This window comes from Streptomyces sp. NPDC086549, assembly GCF_044746205.1.
GTDB lineage: Bacteria > Actinomycetota > Actinomycetes > Streptomycetales > Streptomycetaceae > Streptomyces.
The window spans coordinates 157,035-169,245 of sequence record NZ_JBIVBS010000010.1 but is presented as its reverse complement, the minus strand read 5'-3'; the positions used below and the strand labels follow the sequence as shown (position 1 = coordinate 169,245).

Sequence of the window (12,211 nt, the reverse complement as noted above, 5' to 3'; positions counted from 1 at the left end):
GGGTGAACAGAAAGTCCCGGCAATAACCGCACCGGACTGTCCGGGCATTGCGCGGGCAGATTGAACATCAGTGGGCATCAGTGGTGAGCTCGACGAAGAGGGGCGGAGATGGAGATATCAGGCATCATCAGTGCCATCGTCATCGGCATCGTCATCGGCGTCCTGGGGCGCCTGGTCGTCCCCGGACGGCAGCGCATCGGTTTCCTGTGGACGATCGTCGTCGGCATCGTCGCAGCACTGCTGGGCTCGGCGATCGCCGCGGGGTTCGGGGTGGCCGACACCAAGGGGCCCGACTGGATCGAGTGGTTCATCCAGATCGGCCTCGCGGCGGTGGGCGTGGCGGCTCTGGACCGGGCGAAGCAAGGCCGCTGACACGGCGTTCGGACTGCGGCGGGGCCGCCCTCGGAAGGGCGCTCACGGGCGGACGGCGGGCTTTCGGCGGGCCTGCCGAAAGCCCTCGGACGGGAGTACTCACAGCTGAATGCGAGGCGGGAGCCCGTGGAGGCCTGGCCGATGTGCACCATGTGGAGCAGTCGGATCCTGAACGCCGCCGATCGGATCCCCGGAAACCGCGAGGTCCGTCACAGGCGGTACGCGAACTGGTCGATGCACCCGGATTCGGCCGACGCGCTGCTGCCGGTCCTGCTGGCGCTGAGCATCCATTCCTTGGTGCTGGACGCCGTCCGGCAGGGGCGGCCCTCCGCAGTCGGCATGATCGGCCGGATCCGGCTCGCCGATGTCGTGCGTGCCGCGACCGAGCGGCCGTCCCACGAGCTGTTCGCCGGACTGCCCGCACTCGACGAGGACGACCGGGTCCTGGTCGACGCGGTCAAGATCCTCGTCTACGACGCCGCAAGCGTGCTGCACCTGGCACGGCTGGGCCAGACGATCCGCAGCACTCTCGGGAAGCTGACGGCCGGCCTGTCCGCCTCGGACCCCGTCTGCTCCGACGTGGTCTGAGGAACCCGTTTCGCGTCGCTATCGGACAACCTGCCGGACTTCGTACACGTACGGCGTCGTCGTGCTCAGTGGCTGGAAGCCGAGGCGTTCCAGGATGGGGCGGCTGCGGGCCACCGCGTCGACCTGGAGGTACCGGTAGCCGAGGGCCGCGGCGGCGCGGGCGCGATGGGCCACCAGGGCGCGGTAGATGCCCCGGCCGCGCCAGTCCTCGACCGTGCCGCCGCCCCACAGCCCGGCGAACCGCGTGCCGGGCACCAGCTCCATGCGGGCCGCGCCGACCGGTTCGTCGCCGGCGAGTGCCACCACGGCGACGATCGTGTCCGGGTCTGCGGCGAGCCGGGCCAGCAGCCGGTGACGGAGCCGTGTCCCGTCCGTGCCGAAGGCCTTCTCGTGCACGTCCACCACGAGGTCGACTCCGGCGGGGCCGGTGGCGGGCACGATACGGATGCCGGCGGGCAGCTGCGTTTCGACGACCAGGCCGGCGATCTCGGCGGCCTCGGCGACCATCAGCGTCTCCTCGGGCTCCGGCGTGAACCCGGCCGCGGTCAGCCGTGAGGCGAGGTCGAGCGGGAGGTCGTGGCCGTACTGCTTCCACTCGAAGTCGCGGCCGAGGCCGGTGAAGTACGCGATCTGGCCGGCGATGGCCCGGTCCGCGCTCGACTCGTCCAGGTCTGACCAGACGACACCGTTCCAGCCGTGGGCGTCCGCGACATGGCGCACCAGGTTCGGGGTGCGCTCGATCCGGGCTCCGGGGCCGTCGGGCCGTGCGCCCTCGCGCATGTCACGGTCGTACAGGGCGAGCATCGAGGAGTGATCCATGGGCTCACTCCAGCATCCGGGGCGGGCCGGGGCAACGGGATTATCCCCTGGTCGGCTCCACGCACCGGCGCGGTTACGGCAGTTCGCCGCCCTTCGCCACCGGCCCGGCCGGTCAGCCGAGTTCGAGTGTGGTGACGCCGAACACGCTGTCCTGGGCGTAGTCGCGCACCGGGCCCGTGTACATGCGGGCGGTCTCGAAGGAGGGGGTGAATCCGGCCGCCTCCGCCAGGGCGATACCCGCGGTGTTCGTCTCGGGGACGTCGAGGGCGACCTCGCTGCCGGTGACGTCGGCGGTCAGGGCGGCGAACAGGGACCGGGCGTCGTCGGGGCCGTCGGCGAACAGCGGGCCGATGCGCAGGCTGTCGCGGCCGGGGCGGATCACGCCGTAGCCGGTGAGGCGTCCGCCGTCGTGGCGGACGACGGTCCGGTGGTCGGTGCCCGTCAGCCACTCGGCCAGGAAGCGGGGCCGGTCGGCCGGGTAACAGGCGCTGTCGTACGCGGTGATGGCCGCCAGGTCGGCGGGGCGGGCGGGACGGACGTCCGTGGCGGGCTCGGCCTCGCGGGCGGTTCCGGTGAACCGGATGGTGCGGTAGGCGAGTTCGAAGCCGGACTGGCGGTAGTTGTCCTGCTGGGCCACGACTCCGTCCAGGCCGACGCTGCGGTTTCCGGCGTGCGCCAGTGCCGTCTTCCAGGTGGTGATGCCGTGGCCGCGGCCGCGCAGGTCCGGGCGGACCAGATAGCAGCCGAGGAAGGCGTAGTCGGTGCCGTAGTTGACGACGGAGATGGCCGACACCGGCTCGCCGTCGATACGGCCGAGGAAGAACCCCTGCGGGTCCTGGGCGAAGAAGGCGGCGCCGTCGGACAGCCCGGGGTTCCAGCCCTCGTCCGCCGCCCACCCGCTGATCACCGGCCAGTCCTGGAGGGTGGCCCGCGTGACGACGAGGTCCTGGGAAGCCGGAGAGGTCATGCGTGCGCTCCATTCCGTAGCTGCGGGCGCGGTGGTCGACCGCGCCCGCAGCATCCTTCCGGATCACCCCGGGATGCGCCACGACGGGATCGAGCCGTCGAAGGCGTCGACAGGACGTCTCGGCAAGGCGGTTCACAACGCGACAGGTCTGCCGGTGTCAGCGCTCCGGCCTCGGGCGGAACCGCCGGTACAGGACAGCGCCGGTGACCAGGAGTACGGCGCTTGCGGCGCCGGCGGGCGCGGTCAGGTCCGCCCCCGTATGGGCGAGGGCGACCGTGGGCGGCGACTGAGGGCGGTGCACCGGTGGGGTGGGGTGGGCCGCCCTGGGCGGGGCGGGCCGCTCCGGGGCGGGGTGGTCGGCCGGGGTGTTCACGGACGTGTTGCCCGTTGCCGGGTTGCCCACGCCGACCACGTTCACGGCATTGCCGCTGACGTTCACCGGCACGTCGAGCGGGAGCTGGAGCACGTTGCCGGAGAGCAGGCCCGGCGAATCCTTTCCGCCGCCGTGCGCGGTCGCACCACCGAAGGACGTCGCCCCCGACACACTGGAGGACGTGGCCCCCGATCCAACGGAGGACGTGGCCCCCGACGCACCGGAGGACCTCGCCCCCGACAGACCGGAGGACCTCGCCCCCGATCCACCGGAGGTCGTGGCCCCCGACGCGGTCCCGCCGCCCTCGTTGACGCAGTTGTTGCCCGCGGCGGGGTTGAGGAGTCCCACCACGTTCACGGTGTTCCCGCACACGTTCACCGGGACGTGCACCGGGAGCTGGACGGTGTTGCCGGAGATCAGTCCGGGCGAGTCGGCCGTCGAGCCGTCCGCGGCCGAGTCGGCGTACGCCGGCACCACCACGGCCATCGCGCCGGAGGCGGCCGCGACGGCGATCACACCGTTTCGGGTAACCCGTCTCATAGGTTCCCTGCCTTCCAGACATGGTCGCGGGCACTCACCCGCACCGGATTAAACGCAGGCGAACCATCCGAGTTATGGCTTATCAGCCTTTCACCCCATCGAGTGGCACAGTTATCGAACCGGTCGCAAAACCGTCGAATGGCCACCGAACGTGCGGAGGGTACAACACCGCGTGCCCGCCCGCTTGCCCGGAGGCGGGCCCTCCGGTGCCCGCATATCGTGATCGAGGGCGCTGTCCCCGGTCCGCAGCATGACGTCCCTGGAGGCATCGATGCCGGCCAAACTGTCCACGCGGCCCGCCCTGCGCCGCTGCGCGGGAGCCGGGGCGGTCACCCTGGCCCTGCTCGGGGCGGGGCTGCCCGTGGCAGCGTCCGGCACCCCGCCCCAGCCCGGCCTGTCCCGCTTCTACGACCAGAAGATCAAGTGGTCGCGCTGCGAGGGCGAGCGGATACCCAAGGACCTGGAGTGCGGAAGGGTCACGGTCCCGGTCGACTACGCGAAGCCCGGCGCGGGCACGCTCGACGTGGCGCTGGCCCGCTACCGGGCGAGCGGGAGGTCGCGGGGCTCCGTACTGCTGAACTTCGGCGGTCCCGGCGCCGCCGGTGTCAGTGAACTCGCTTCGAGCGGCAAGGACTTCATGGATCTGACCAACGGCTACGACGTGGTCACCTTCGATCCGCGCGGCGTCGGCCGGTCCTCGCCCGTCAGCTGCGGCGAGAGCTACAGCACGGCCGCGCAGAAGGAGCAGAAGGCGGACCTCACCGACCCGCCGGCGATGCTCGCCCGGCTGCGACAGGTGGCCGCCGAGTGCACCGAGTACTCCGGCCCCGTGCTGGCCCACATGGGCACCGTGGACACGTCCCGGGACATGGACGTCATACGCCAGGCCCTCGGCGACAAGAAGCTCAACTACCTCGGCTTCTCGTACGGCAGCAGGCTCGGCGCGGTGTACGCGGCCCAGTTCCCCGGCAAGGTGGGCCGGATGGCGCTGGACGGCGTGGACACGCTGACGGAATCGCAGGCCGAGCAGGGGATCGTGGGCGCCGAGGGGCAGCAGACGGCCCTGGACGACTTCCTCGACTGGTGCGTGACGGACATCGGCTGCCCGTTCGGGCAGGACCGCCGGCAGGCCGGGGGCCAGGTCGTGCGGCTGGTGCGCTCGATGGACGAGCACCCGGTGCTCACGGGCTCCGGCGGGAGGTTCGCCGGTCAGGACCTGGTGGGTGCCATCGGGCAGGCCCTCTACAGCAGGGAGCAGTGGCCCTCGCTGGAGCGGGCCCTGGTCTCCCTGGTCGACGACGGGGACACGCGGGGGGTCGAGAACTTGAGGTACGGCGTCGTGAGACTCCCGCACGCGCCGGGCACCGACGGCGGGCTCGTCGGCACCGACGGCGGGCTCGTCGGCACCGACGACATCCCGACGGACAACCTGCCGGCCGCGCTGGTGGCGGTGAGCTGCGCCGACGACCCGGACCGCCCCACGGCCGCGCAGATCGCCAAGGATCTCGAGCGGCTCCGGGCCGAGTACGAGCAGGCGTCTGCGGTCTTCGGCGCGTACCGGCTCACCGAGGTGCTGATGTGCTACGGCCGTCCCAGGGGCACCGACTTCATCCGCGACGAGGTGAAGGACCTCGACACGCCGAAGATGCTCCTGGTGGGAACGCGCGGCGACCCGGCCACGCCGTACCGCTGGACCGTGGAGACCGCCGCGCGGCTCGGCCCGTCGGCCGTGGTGCTGGACAACAGGGGCGAGGGGCACACCGGGTACTCCTCCTCGACGTGCGTGCACCGCAAGGTCGACGACTTCCTGCTCTACGGCTCCCTGCCGCCCAGCGGAAGCTCCTGCGGGCCGGACGCGGCCGCTCGGCCGGCAGCGTAAAGCCGTCCGGGAGGGGGCTCCATGCCCCGGCCCGGTGGTCAGCCGAGGGTCAGCTCGGGTGAGTAGAGGTCCAGCCACATGGCCAGGTCGAGGGTGCGCTCCAGGCCGTGCCGTGCCGCCTGGGTGCTCGCGAGGGCGTCGCGGTGGGCGGCCCGGTGGACCTTCTCACGGTCCACGAGGCCGAAGACCGGGTGGGTGGTGCGGGCGAGGAGGTCCTTGGCCTGCTCCTGGAGGGCGAGGCCGTAGCGGGGGTCCTGGGTGGACGGGTAGGGGCTCTTGACCCGGTCGTACACGGACCGCGGGATGACATCAGCCGTCGCCTCCCGGAGCAGGCTCTTCTCCCGGCCGTCGAAGGACTTCAGGGACCAGGGCGTGTTGTAGACGTACTCGACGAGCCGGTGGTCGCAGTACGGCACGCGGACCTCCAGGCCGACGGCCATGCTCATCCGGTCCTTGCGGTCCAGCAGGAGGCGGACGAAGCGGGTCAGGTGGAGGTGGCAGATCCGCCTCATCCGGTACTCGAAGTCGCTCTCCCCGTCGAGGCGGCGGATGCCGGAGACGGCGGTTCGGTAGCCGTCGGCGATGTACGAGTCCAGGTCCAGGGTCTTGGCGAGGTCGGGCCGCAGGACGTCGCTGTCGTCCCCGAAGTTCCGGCCGGCGATCGCCAGCCAGGGGAAGGTGTCGGCGTTCCGTGCCTCCTCGTCGAAGAACTGCAGGTAGCCGCCGAAGACCTCGTCGGCGGACTCTCCGGACAGGGCGACCGTGGACTGGTCGCGGATGGCCCGGAAGAGCAGCAGGAGCGAGGTGTCCATGTCACCGAAGCCCACGGGCAGGTCCCGGGCCCGGATCACCTTCGCCCGTGCTCCGGGGTCGGCCAGGGTCCGCGCGTCGAGGACGATGTCCTGGTGGTCGGTACGGGCGAGGCGTGCCACGTCGTGCACGAAGGGGGTGTCCGGGGTGCCGCGCAGTTCGTCGGCGACGAAGTGGTCGGTCTGGCCGACGAAGTCGACGGCGAAGCTGCGGACCTTCTCGCCGTGCTCGGCGAGCTGCCCGGCGGCGATCGCGGTGAGGGCGGAGGAGTCGAGGCCGCCGGAGAGCAGGGTGCAGCGCGGGACGTCGGCCACCAGCTGGCGGCGGACGATGTCGTCGAGGAGCGTGCGGACGGTGGCGACGGTGGTGTCGCGGTCGTCGGGGTGCGGCCTGGTGTCGAGGCGCCAGTAGGAGCGGACGCGCATTCCCGTGCGGTCGACGGTGGCCACGGTGCCGGGTTCGACCTCGCGCATACCCTCCCAGACCGCGTGCCCGGGGGTCTTCACCATGGTGAACAGCTCACGCAGTCCGTCGAGGCCGACCCGGGCCGGAGCCAGCGGGTTGGCGAGGATCGCCTTGGGTTCGGAGCCGAACAGGACGCCGTCGGGGGTGGGGAAGCAGTAGAAGGGCTTGATGCCCATGCGGTCGCGGATCATCACGAGCTTGCCGTGGCGGCCGTCCCAGACGGCGAAGGCATACATGCCGTTGAGGCGCTCGGCGACGGTGTCGCCCCATTCGAGGTATCCGCGCAGGACGGCCTCGGTGTCGGAGTCGGTGGTGAAATGGTGACCGCGGTCGGTGAGTTCGCGGCGGAGTTCGGTGAAGTTGTAGGTCTCTCCCGAGTAGACCAGCGCGACGGTTCCGTCCGGCGTCTTCGCGGTCATGGGCTGCCGGCCGCCGGGCAGGTCGATGATCGCGAGTCTGCGGTGGCCCAGGCCTGCGGGCCCCTCGGCCCAGGTGCCGCGGTCGTCGGGCCCACGGCAGGCCATGGTCTCGGTCATCGCGTCCAATGCGGCGGCCTCGTTGCGCAGGTCGCGGTCGAAGGAGACCCAGCCGGTGATGCCGCACATGCCCTACCTCCAGCCTCCGGCCCGGCGGCAGCGCCTCGCTCACCTGTGGATTCACGGGTGGGAACGGATGCCCGCCGAACCAGTTGCACCCAGCACCTATATGACGAGCGTGTGCCAGACACCGAGGGCCGGTCAACGCGGCCGTAACCTGAACGGCCTAGGACTCTGACCCTTTCGGCCGCATTTTGCCCGCGCGAGGAGGACGGATCGCCGCCGTGCCGGGCCGGGCCCGCCCGGAACCGGCCGCGGGTAAAGACTTCCCCAAAGGGCCGGCCCGGGTCAGGCGCGGGCGGTCAGGAACCGGTCCAGCGTCGAGGTCAGCTCGGCCGGCTTCTCCACCGGCAGTTCATGGCCCGCGTCGATGATCCGGACCTCTGCGTCCGGGTAGGCCTTGGCCATCCGGAGCATCTGCTGCAGCGGCAGCTGGATGTCGTGGTAGCCGTGGATCACCAGGGTGGGCGTGTGGATCTCGCCGACCCGGTCGAGGACGTCGAAGGCCCGCATGGCGCCGTACAGCGTCATGACGACCTCGCGCGGGGTGTCCGCCGAGGCGCGGATGTACTCCCGGATCTCCTCGCGCGGATAGCCCGGGGCGAAGGCCCGCTGGATGTTGGCAGCGACGAACAGCTTGAACGGCACGAGGGTCGACGCACCCATGAGCAGGCCCCGGCCCCGGCTGTAGGTCATCCGGCTGATCGAGTTGACCAGGACCATCCGCTCGACGCGCTCGGGGTGGGAGAGGGCGATGGTCTGGGAGATCATCCCGCCCATGGAGTGCCCGATCAGCACGAAGCGCTCGACCTTCAGGTGGTCGAGGAGGGCGAGGACGTCCTTCGCCAGCTCCTCGATCGTGCGTACCCCCGCCCCGCTGCTCTCGCCGTGCCCGCGCAGGTCCAGCCGGATCACCCGCCGCTTCTCGGCGAAGTGCGCCACCTGGTGGTCCCAGCGGTGCCGGTTGGCGGTCCAGCCGTGGACGAACACCAGGGGCACCCCGTCGCCGTCGCGGGGGCCCTCGTCGTCGTACGTCAACGCGGCGCCGTCGACTTCGAGCTGCGGCATGGGGCCCTCCTGGGTGCGGTCCGGTTACTGCCCGGTACGGTAACCGGCCGCCCCCTCCCCCGTCACCGTCGTTCGCCGAGGAATTCGAGGATGTGCCCGAACACGTCGAGGGCGGCGCCCCGGCCGAGGAACGTGTCGAGATGGCCGTATCCGGGGATCTCGGTGTACGACACGTCCAGCTGCGGCTGCCGGTGGCTCAGCACCTCGTGGCAGAGCCGCTGCGAGTCCAGCCAGAGCCCGTTCTCGCTGCCCGCGAGGAGCAGCACCGGGGTGTCGATGCGGCCGGCCGCGTCGAGCGCGTTGGGCGGCAGCGACCGGTAGCGGTGGTCGGTGTCGTGCCAGCGGACGACGCTGCGGGCCAGTTCGATGCGACGCAGGTGCGGCAGGATCCACAGCGGTGCGGGGCCGAGGAGCTCGGCGAGCCGGTCGTGGGTGGCCTCGGCGAGGTTCTCGTGCACGAACAGCGAGGCGCCCGTGCCCCAGGCCGAGTTGTGCAGGATCTGGCAGGTGGGGTCGGGGCAGGTCGCCCTGCGGGAGGCCAGGGCGAACAGGGGCGTGTACCTGGACCACAGGCCCACCTTGCGGAAGTCGACGGGTATGTGGTCGATCCGGGTCTTGAGCAGTTCCCCCGCCACCGACATGCGCAGGGAGGTGCGGCCCGCGAGCTTCGGGGTCAGGAACACGCCCTGGGAGACGACTCCCGCGAGCCCCGGCACCAGGCCCGCCGTCATGCTCAGCGACAGGGTGAGGGAGCCGATGCAGTGGGCCACCACGAACAGCGGCCGGTCGCCGATGCGTTCGCGGATGTGCGAGACGGCCTCGGGGATGTCGTACAGGGCCACGTCGTCGTAGGTGTACCTGCCGCCGGTCTCGTTGTACGGCAGTCGGCGGCTGCCCCGCCAGTCGAGCAGCCAGGGCTCGTATCCGTCGTCGAGCAGGACGTCGACCAGGTTGCGGGTCTCGGGCAGCAGGAACATGTCCGCGGACGCCGTGTGCCCGTGCAGGAGCAGTACGGCGGGCCTGCCGGTGTCACCGGTGTCGACGCGGGTGAGGCCGAGGCGGACGCCGTCGCCGGCGCGGAACGGGATCTCCTCGACGCGGGCGGGGTCGAGGCGGTGGCGCAGCGGGCGGAGGGCCGCGGTGGTCCGGACCTTGCGGAGCGCCGGCCGGGTGCGGGGGGTCGTGGCCTTGAACATCATCGGTTGGGCTCCGTGAGGGTCGGGGTACGGCGCAGGTCGAGGAGGTCCGCGGCGGCCCGGGCGAACGGGCCGAGCAGTCCGCGGCCCATCTCCAGGCCGAACCAGGCGAGCCAGGTCAGCTTGGCGGCCCGCTTCTCCTGGCTGGTCAGGCGCGGGTCGACCCTGATGCCGTCGATCTGGTCGCGGACGTAGGAGCCGGCGGGTACGACGACCTCGCCGAGCAGGCTCGCCGCCTCGCCCTCGCGGCCGATCTCGACGGTCAGGGCGCGGGTCTGCCGCCACAGGTCCCGGCGGGCGCGGGCGTACTTGCGGCCCTCCAGCCACCACCGGCCGCCGTCGGCGTCGCTCAACCACAGCCGGTAACGCAGGAGTTGGTGCCTGAGGCCGTGCTGCTGCGGGATACCCTCCTCGGGGCGGATCCAGACGTCGCCGTGCTCGACGGTCAGCGGCTCGGGGTGGATCGCGGCGCACGTCACCTCGCCGGTGACGTCGACCCGGCGCTCGTTCACCAGCTGGTACATGCTCGCGATGGACAGGGTGAGCGCCATCGAGCAGGGCGTCTCGGCATTCGCGCCGACCGGGCCGACGGTGCCCTCGGTCGTCTCGGCGAACCACAGGTAGGGCTGATCGTCCTTCCGGGGCAGCCGGGCCAGGCCGTCGTCGGCGAGCTTCTCGAACGTCCGCTGCTGCGCGCGGGCGTCGTAGCGGGCCGCGGGCGGCAGGCCGAGGGCCTCGACGAGTGCGTCGGTGCGCTCACCGCCGGCCGCGGGGCCCTGCAGCGTGGCCTCGACCAGCTTGAGGGCGGTGGAGCTCTGCAACACCCGGCTCAGGAAGGCCAGTTCGGGTATCGGTTCGGCTTCGAGCCGGGCCAAGGCGTCGGTGCGCCACTCGTCCCAGTCCTGGACGCGCACATGCATGCCGCCGAGCGCCATGTCCGCCACGACGTCGTCGAGGGTGTTGGGGGCGCCGGTCAGGTTGTAGTCGAAGCCCCAGGCGTCGGGCTCGCAGATCGCGGCGACCGCGACCCGGCTCACCCAGTCGACCGGGGCGGCGTTGAGGTAACGGAACGCCGGCACGGTGCGGAAGCGGCCGAAGGCCGAGATCAGGCCGCTGCTGAGGTCGAGCGGGTTGTAGGCACCGGTCTTCGTGTGGCCGCCGATGCCGCCGGGCCGCAGCGCGGTGACCACCAGGCCGTGGTCGCGGGCCCGGCGCAGCGCGACCTCGGCGGCCCACTTGGACTGGTCGTAGCCGGAGATGAGCCGGTCGATGTGCGCGAGGGGGTCGTCCTCGCCCATCGACGTGATGCCGACCTCGTTGAACACCGCGATGGAGGAGATGTGGTGCAGCGGCTTGGGGCGGCCGGTCGCCGCGAGCTCGGCCAGGGTGAGCGTGCCGAGGACGTTGCTGCCGCGCAGCGACTGGTAGCCGCGCAGGAAGTCCACGGCCGCCGCCACGCCGACGACGCTGTCGAGTTCGTGGGCGAGGGTGTGCCACAGCTCATCGGACAGCCCGAGGCGCGGACGGCGGATGTCGCCGGGCAGCACGGTCACCCGGCGCCGCACCTCCGACGACCAGGGCAGCCGGTAGCTGCGCAGCTGCTCCCCGAGCCGGGCGGTGGCCGCCTCCTGATCGGCCGCGCGGACCAGGCAGTACACCTGGGCGTCGCTGTGCCGCAGCAGGTCGAGCAGCATGTGGCTGCCGAGGAAGCCGGTCGCTCCGGTGAGCAGGATCCGGCGCGGCGGCAGCGGCTCGGGCACGTCGGTGAAGGGGAGCCGGTCGGCGAGGGCGAGGTCGGCGAGGATCTGGTCGAGGTCCTCCTGGCGGGCCCGGGAGTGGGTGGAGGCGGTGGACCGGGGGGTGCCCGGTACGGCCGGTGGGGTACGGGGGGCAGGCACCGGGAGGGTCGCCGGGGCGAGGGGAAGGGTCGGACCAGGGGCCGCTCCCGGGGCCGGTGCGGCCGCTCCCGGGGCCGGTGCGGCGGCAGCCGTGGTCGGTACGGCCGGTCCCAGGGCCGGTGCGGTGGCAGCCGTAGCCGGTGCGGCCGCTCCCGGGGCCGGTGCGGTGGCAGCCGTGGTCGGCGATGCGCCGAAGACGCCCGCTGCGGCCGGCGCCGGGGCCGGCGACACGGCCCGGCCTCCGATGACCGGCAGCCAGCGCCGGGCCAGGCTGACCGGCCGGGCGTCGGCGAAGACGTCGTCCAGGTCGACCTCGATGCCCAGCTCACCCTCCAGCTCCGCGACGAGTTCCACCGCGTGGACGGACGTACCGCCCGCGTCGAAGAAGTCGGCGTCCGGAGCCAGCCGGCCGGAGGGCAGATAGCGGCCCGCCGCGGCGGCGATGGTGGCCGCCAGACCTTCCACGTCCTGGACCGGAGCGGTCGGCGTCGCCGCGCCCGCCGCCGTCTGCAGCCCGGCCAGCAGGTCGGTCACGCTGAGCCCGCCGCCGCCCCGCTCGATGGACTCGGCGGTCGCCTGCCGGCCGCCGTCGTCGTTCAGATCACGCATGAGAACCCTTCGCGTCGTGCACTGTCCTGTC

The 12,211-nt window shown here is 72.1% G+C and carries 10 protein-coding genes; 3 read left to right on the top strand and 7 right to left on the bottom strand.

Annotated features, from left to right (window positions below; genetic code table 11):
• Positions 1-108: 108 nt before the first annotated feature.
• Both ACIPSA_RS28950 and ACIPSA_RS28945 read left to right on the top strand, forming a co-directional pair.
• Complete coding sequence (locus tag ACIPSA_RS28950) at positions 109-372, top strand: GlsB/YeaQ/YmgE family stress response membrane protein (protein WP_402639558.1); 264 nt, start codon at positions 109-111, stop codon at positions 370-372.
• Positions 373-513: 141 nt separating this feature from the next.
• Positions 514-960, top strand: a complete 447-nt coding sequence (locus tag ACIPSA_RS28945; protein ID WP_402639556.1) for a hypothetical protein — start codon at positions 514-516, stop codon at positions 958-960.
• A gap of 18 nt (positions 961-978) precedes the next feature.
• Here ACIPSA_RS28945 and ACIPSA_RS28940 read toward each other — a convergent pair whose 3' ends face one another.
• The 3 genes from ACIPSA_RS28940 to ACIPSA_RS28930 all read right to left on the bottom strand — a co-directional run bounded on the left by ACIPSA_RS28940 (position 979) and on the right by ACIPSA_RS28930 (position 3,659).
• Positions 979-1,779, bottom strand: a complete 801-nt coding sequence (locus ACIPSA_RS28940) for a GNAT family N-acetyltransferase (protein ID WP_402639554.1) — start codon at positions 1,777-1,779, stop codon at positions 979-981.
• Between the two features lie 112 nt (positions 1,780-1,891).
• Positions 1,892-2,746, bottom strand: a complete 855-nt coding sequence (locus tag ACIPSA_RS28935) for a GNAT family N-acetyltransferase (RefSeq protein WP_402639552.1) — start codon at positions 2,744-2,746, stop codon at positions 1,892-1,894.
• Between the two features lie 157 nt (positions 2,747-2,903).
• Positions 2,904-3,659: a chaplin gene (locus ACIPSA_RS28930; protein WP_402639550.1), complete on the bottom strand. Its 756-nt coding sequence runs from the start codon at positions 3,657-3,659 to the stop codon at positions 2,904-2,906.
• Between the two features lie 271 nt (positions 3,660-3,930).
• Here ACIPSA_RS28930 and ACIPSA_RS28925 point away from each other — a divergent pair, with 271 nt between their 5' ends.
• A complete protein-coding gene (locus tag ACIPSA_RS28925; protein ID WP_402639548.1) occupies positions 3,931-5,538 on the top strand; it encodes an alpha/beta hydrolase in 1,608 nt (535 codons plus the stop codon).
• Between the two features lie 38 nt (positions 5,539-5,576).
• Here the strand turns inward: ACIPSA_RS28925 and asnB are convergent, their stop codons facing one another.
• The 4 genes from asnB to ACIPSA_RS28905 form a co-directional block, all read right to left on the bottom strand.
• Positions 5,577-7,418 carry an asparagine synthase (glutamine-hydrolyzing) gene (asnB, locus tag ACIPSA_RS28920; protein ID WP_402639547.1) on the bottom strand — a complete coding sequence of 614 codons (1,842 nt, stop codon included), beginning with the start codon at positions 7,416-7,418 and terminating at the stop codon, positions 5,577-5,579.
• A 279-nt stretch (positions 7,419-7,697) separates the two neighbouring features.
• Positions 7,698-8,477 (bottom strand): alpha/beta fold hydrolase, encoded by a 780-nt coding sequence (locus ACIPSA_RS28915; protein ID WP_402639545.1) that lies wholly within the window; start codon positions 8,475-8,477, stop codon positions 7,698-7,700.
• Positions 8,478-8,539: 62 nt separating this feature from the next.
• Positions 8,540-9,676, bottom strand: coding sequence for an alpha/beta hydrolase (locus ACIPSA_RS28910; protein WP_402639543.1), 1,137 nt, complete (start codon positions 9,674-9,676; stop codon positions 8,540-8,542).
• Positions 9,673-12,180 carry a thioester reductase domain-containing protein gene (locus ACIPSA_RS28905; protein WP_402639542.1) on the bottom strand — a complete coding sequence of 836 codons (2,508 nt, stop codon included), beginning with the start codon at positions 12,178-12,180 and terminating at the stop codon, positions 9,673-9,675. The genes ACIPSA_RS28910 and ACIPSA_RS28905 overlap by 4 nt, the downstream gene beginning before the upstream one ends.
• Positions 12,181-12,211: the final 31 nt, after the last annotated feature.

Bases quoted from the DNA above. Each gene is read 5' to 3' on its own strand.
- ACIPSA_RS28950 (WP_402639558.1), top strand. From the start codon at position 109: ATGGAGATATCAGGCATCATCAGTGCCATCGTCATCGGCATCGTCATC.
- ACIPSA_RS28945 (WP_402639556.1), top strand. From the start codon at position 514: ATGTGCACCATGTGGAGCAGTCGGATCCTGAACGCCGCCGATCGGATC.
- ACIPSA_RS28940 (WP_402639554.1), bottom strand. From the start codon at position 1,779: ATGGATCACTCCTCGATGCTCGCCCTGTACGACCGTGACATGCGCGAG.
- ACIPSA_RS28935 (WP_402639552.1), bottom strand. From the start codon at position 2,746: ATGACCTCTCCGGCTTCCCAGGACCTCGTCGTCACGCGGGCCACCCTC.
- ACIPSA_RS28930 (WP_402639550.1), bottom strand. From the start codon at position 3,659: ATGAGACGGGTTACCCGAAACGGTGTGATCGCCGTCGCGGCCGCCTCC.
- ACIPSA_RS28925 (WP_402639548.1), top strand. From the start codon at position 3,931: ATGCCGGCCAAACTGTCCACGCGGCCCGCCCTGCGCCGCTGCGCGGGA.
- asnB (WP_402639547.1), bottom strand. From the start codon at position 7,418: ATGTGCGGCATCACCGGCTGGGTCTCCTTCGACCGCGACCTGCGCAAC.
- ACIPSA_RS28915 (WP_402639545.1), bottom strand. From the start codon at position 8,477: ATGCCGCAGCTCGAAGTCGACGGCGCCGCGTTGACGTACGACGACGAG.
- ACIPSA_RS28910 (WP_402639543.1), bottom strand. From the start codon at position 9,676: ATGATGTTCAAGGCCACGACCCCCCGCACCCGGCCGGCGCTCCGCAAG.
- ACIPSA_RS28905 (WP_402639542.1), bottom strand. From the start codon at position 12,180: ATGCGTGATCTGAACGACGACGGCGGCCGGCAGGCGACCGCCGAGTCC.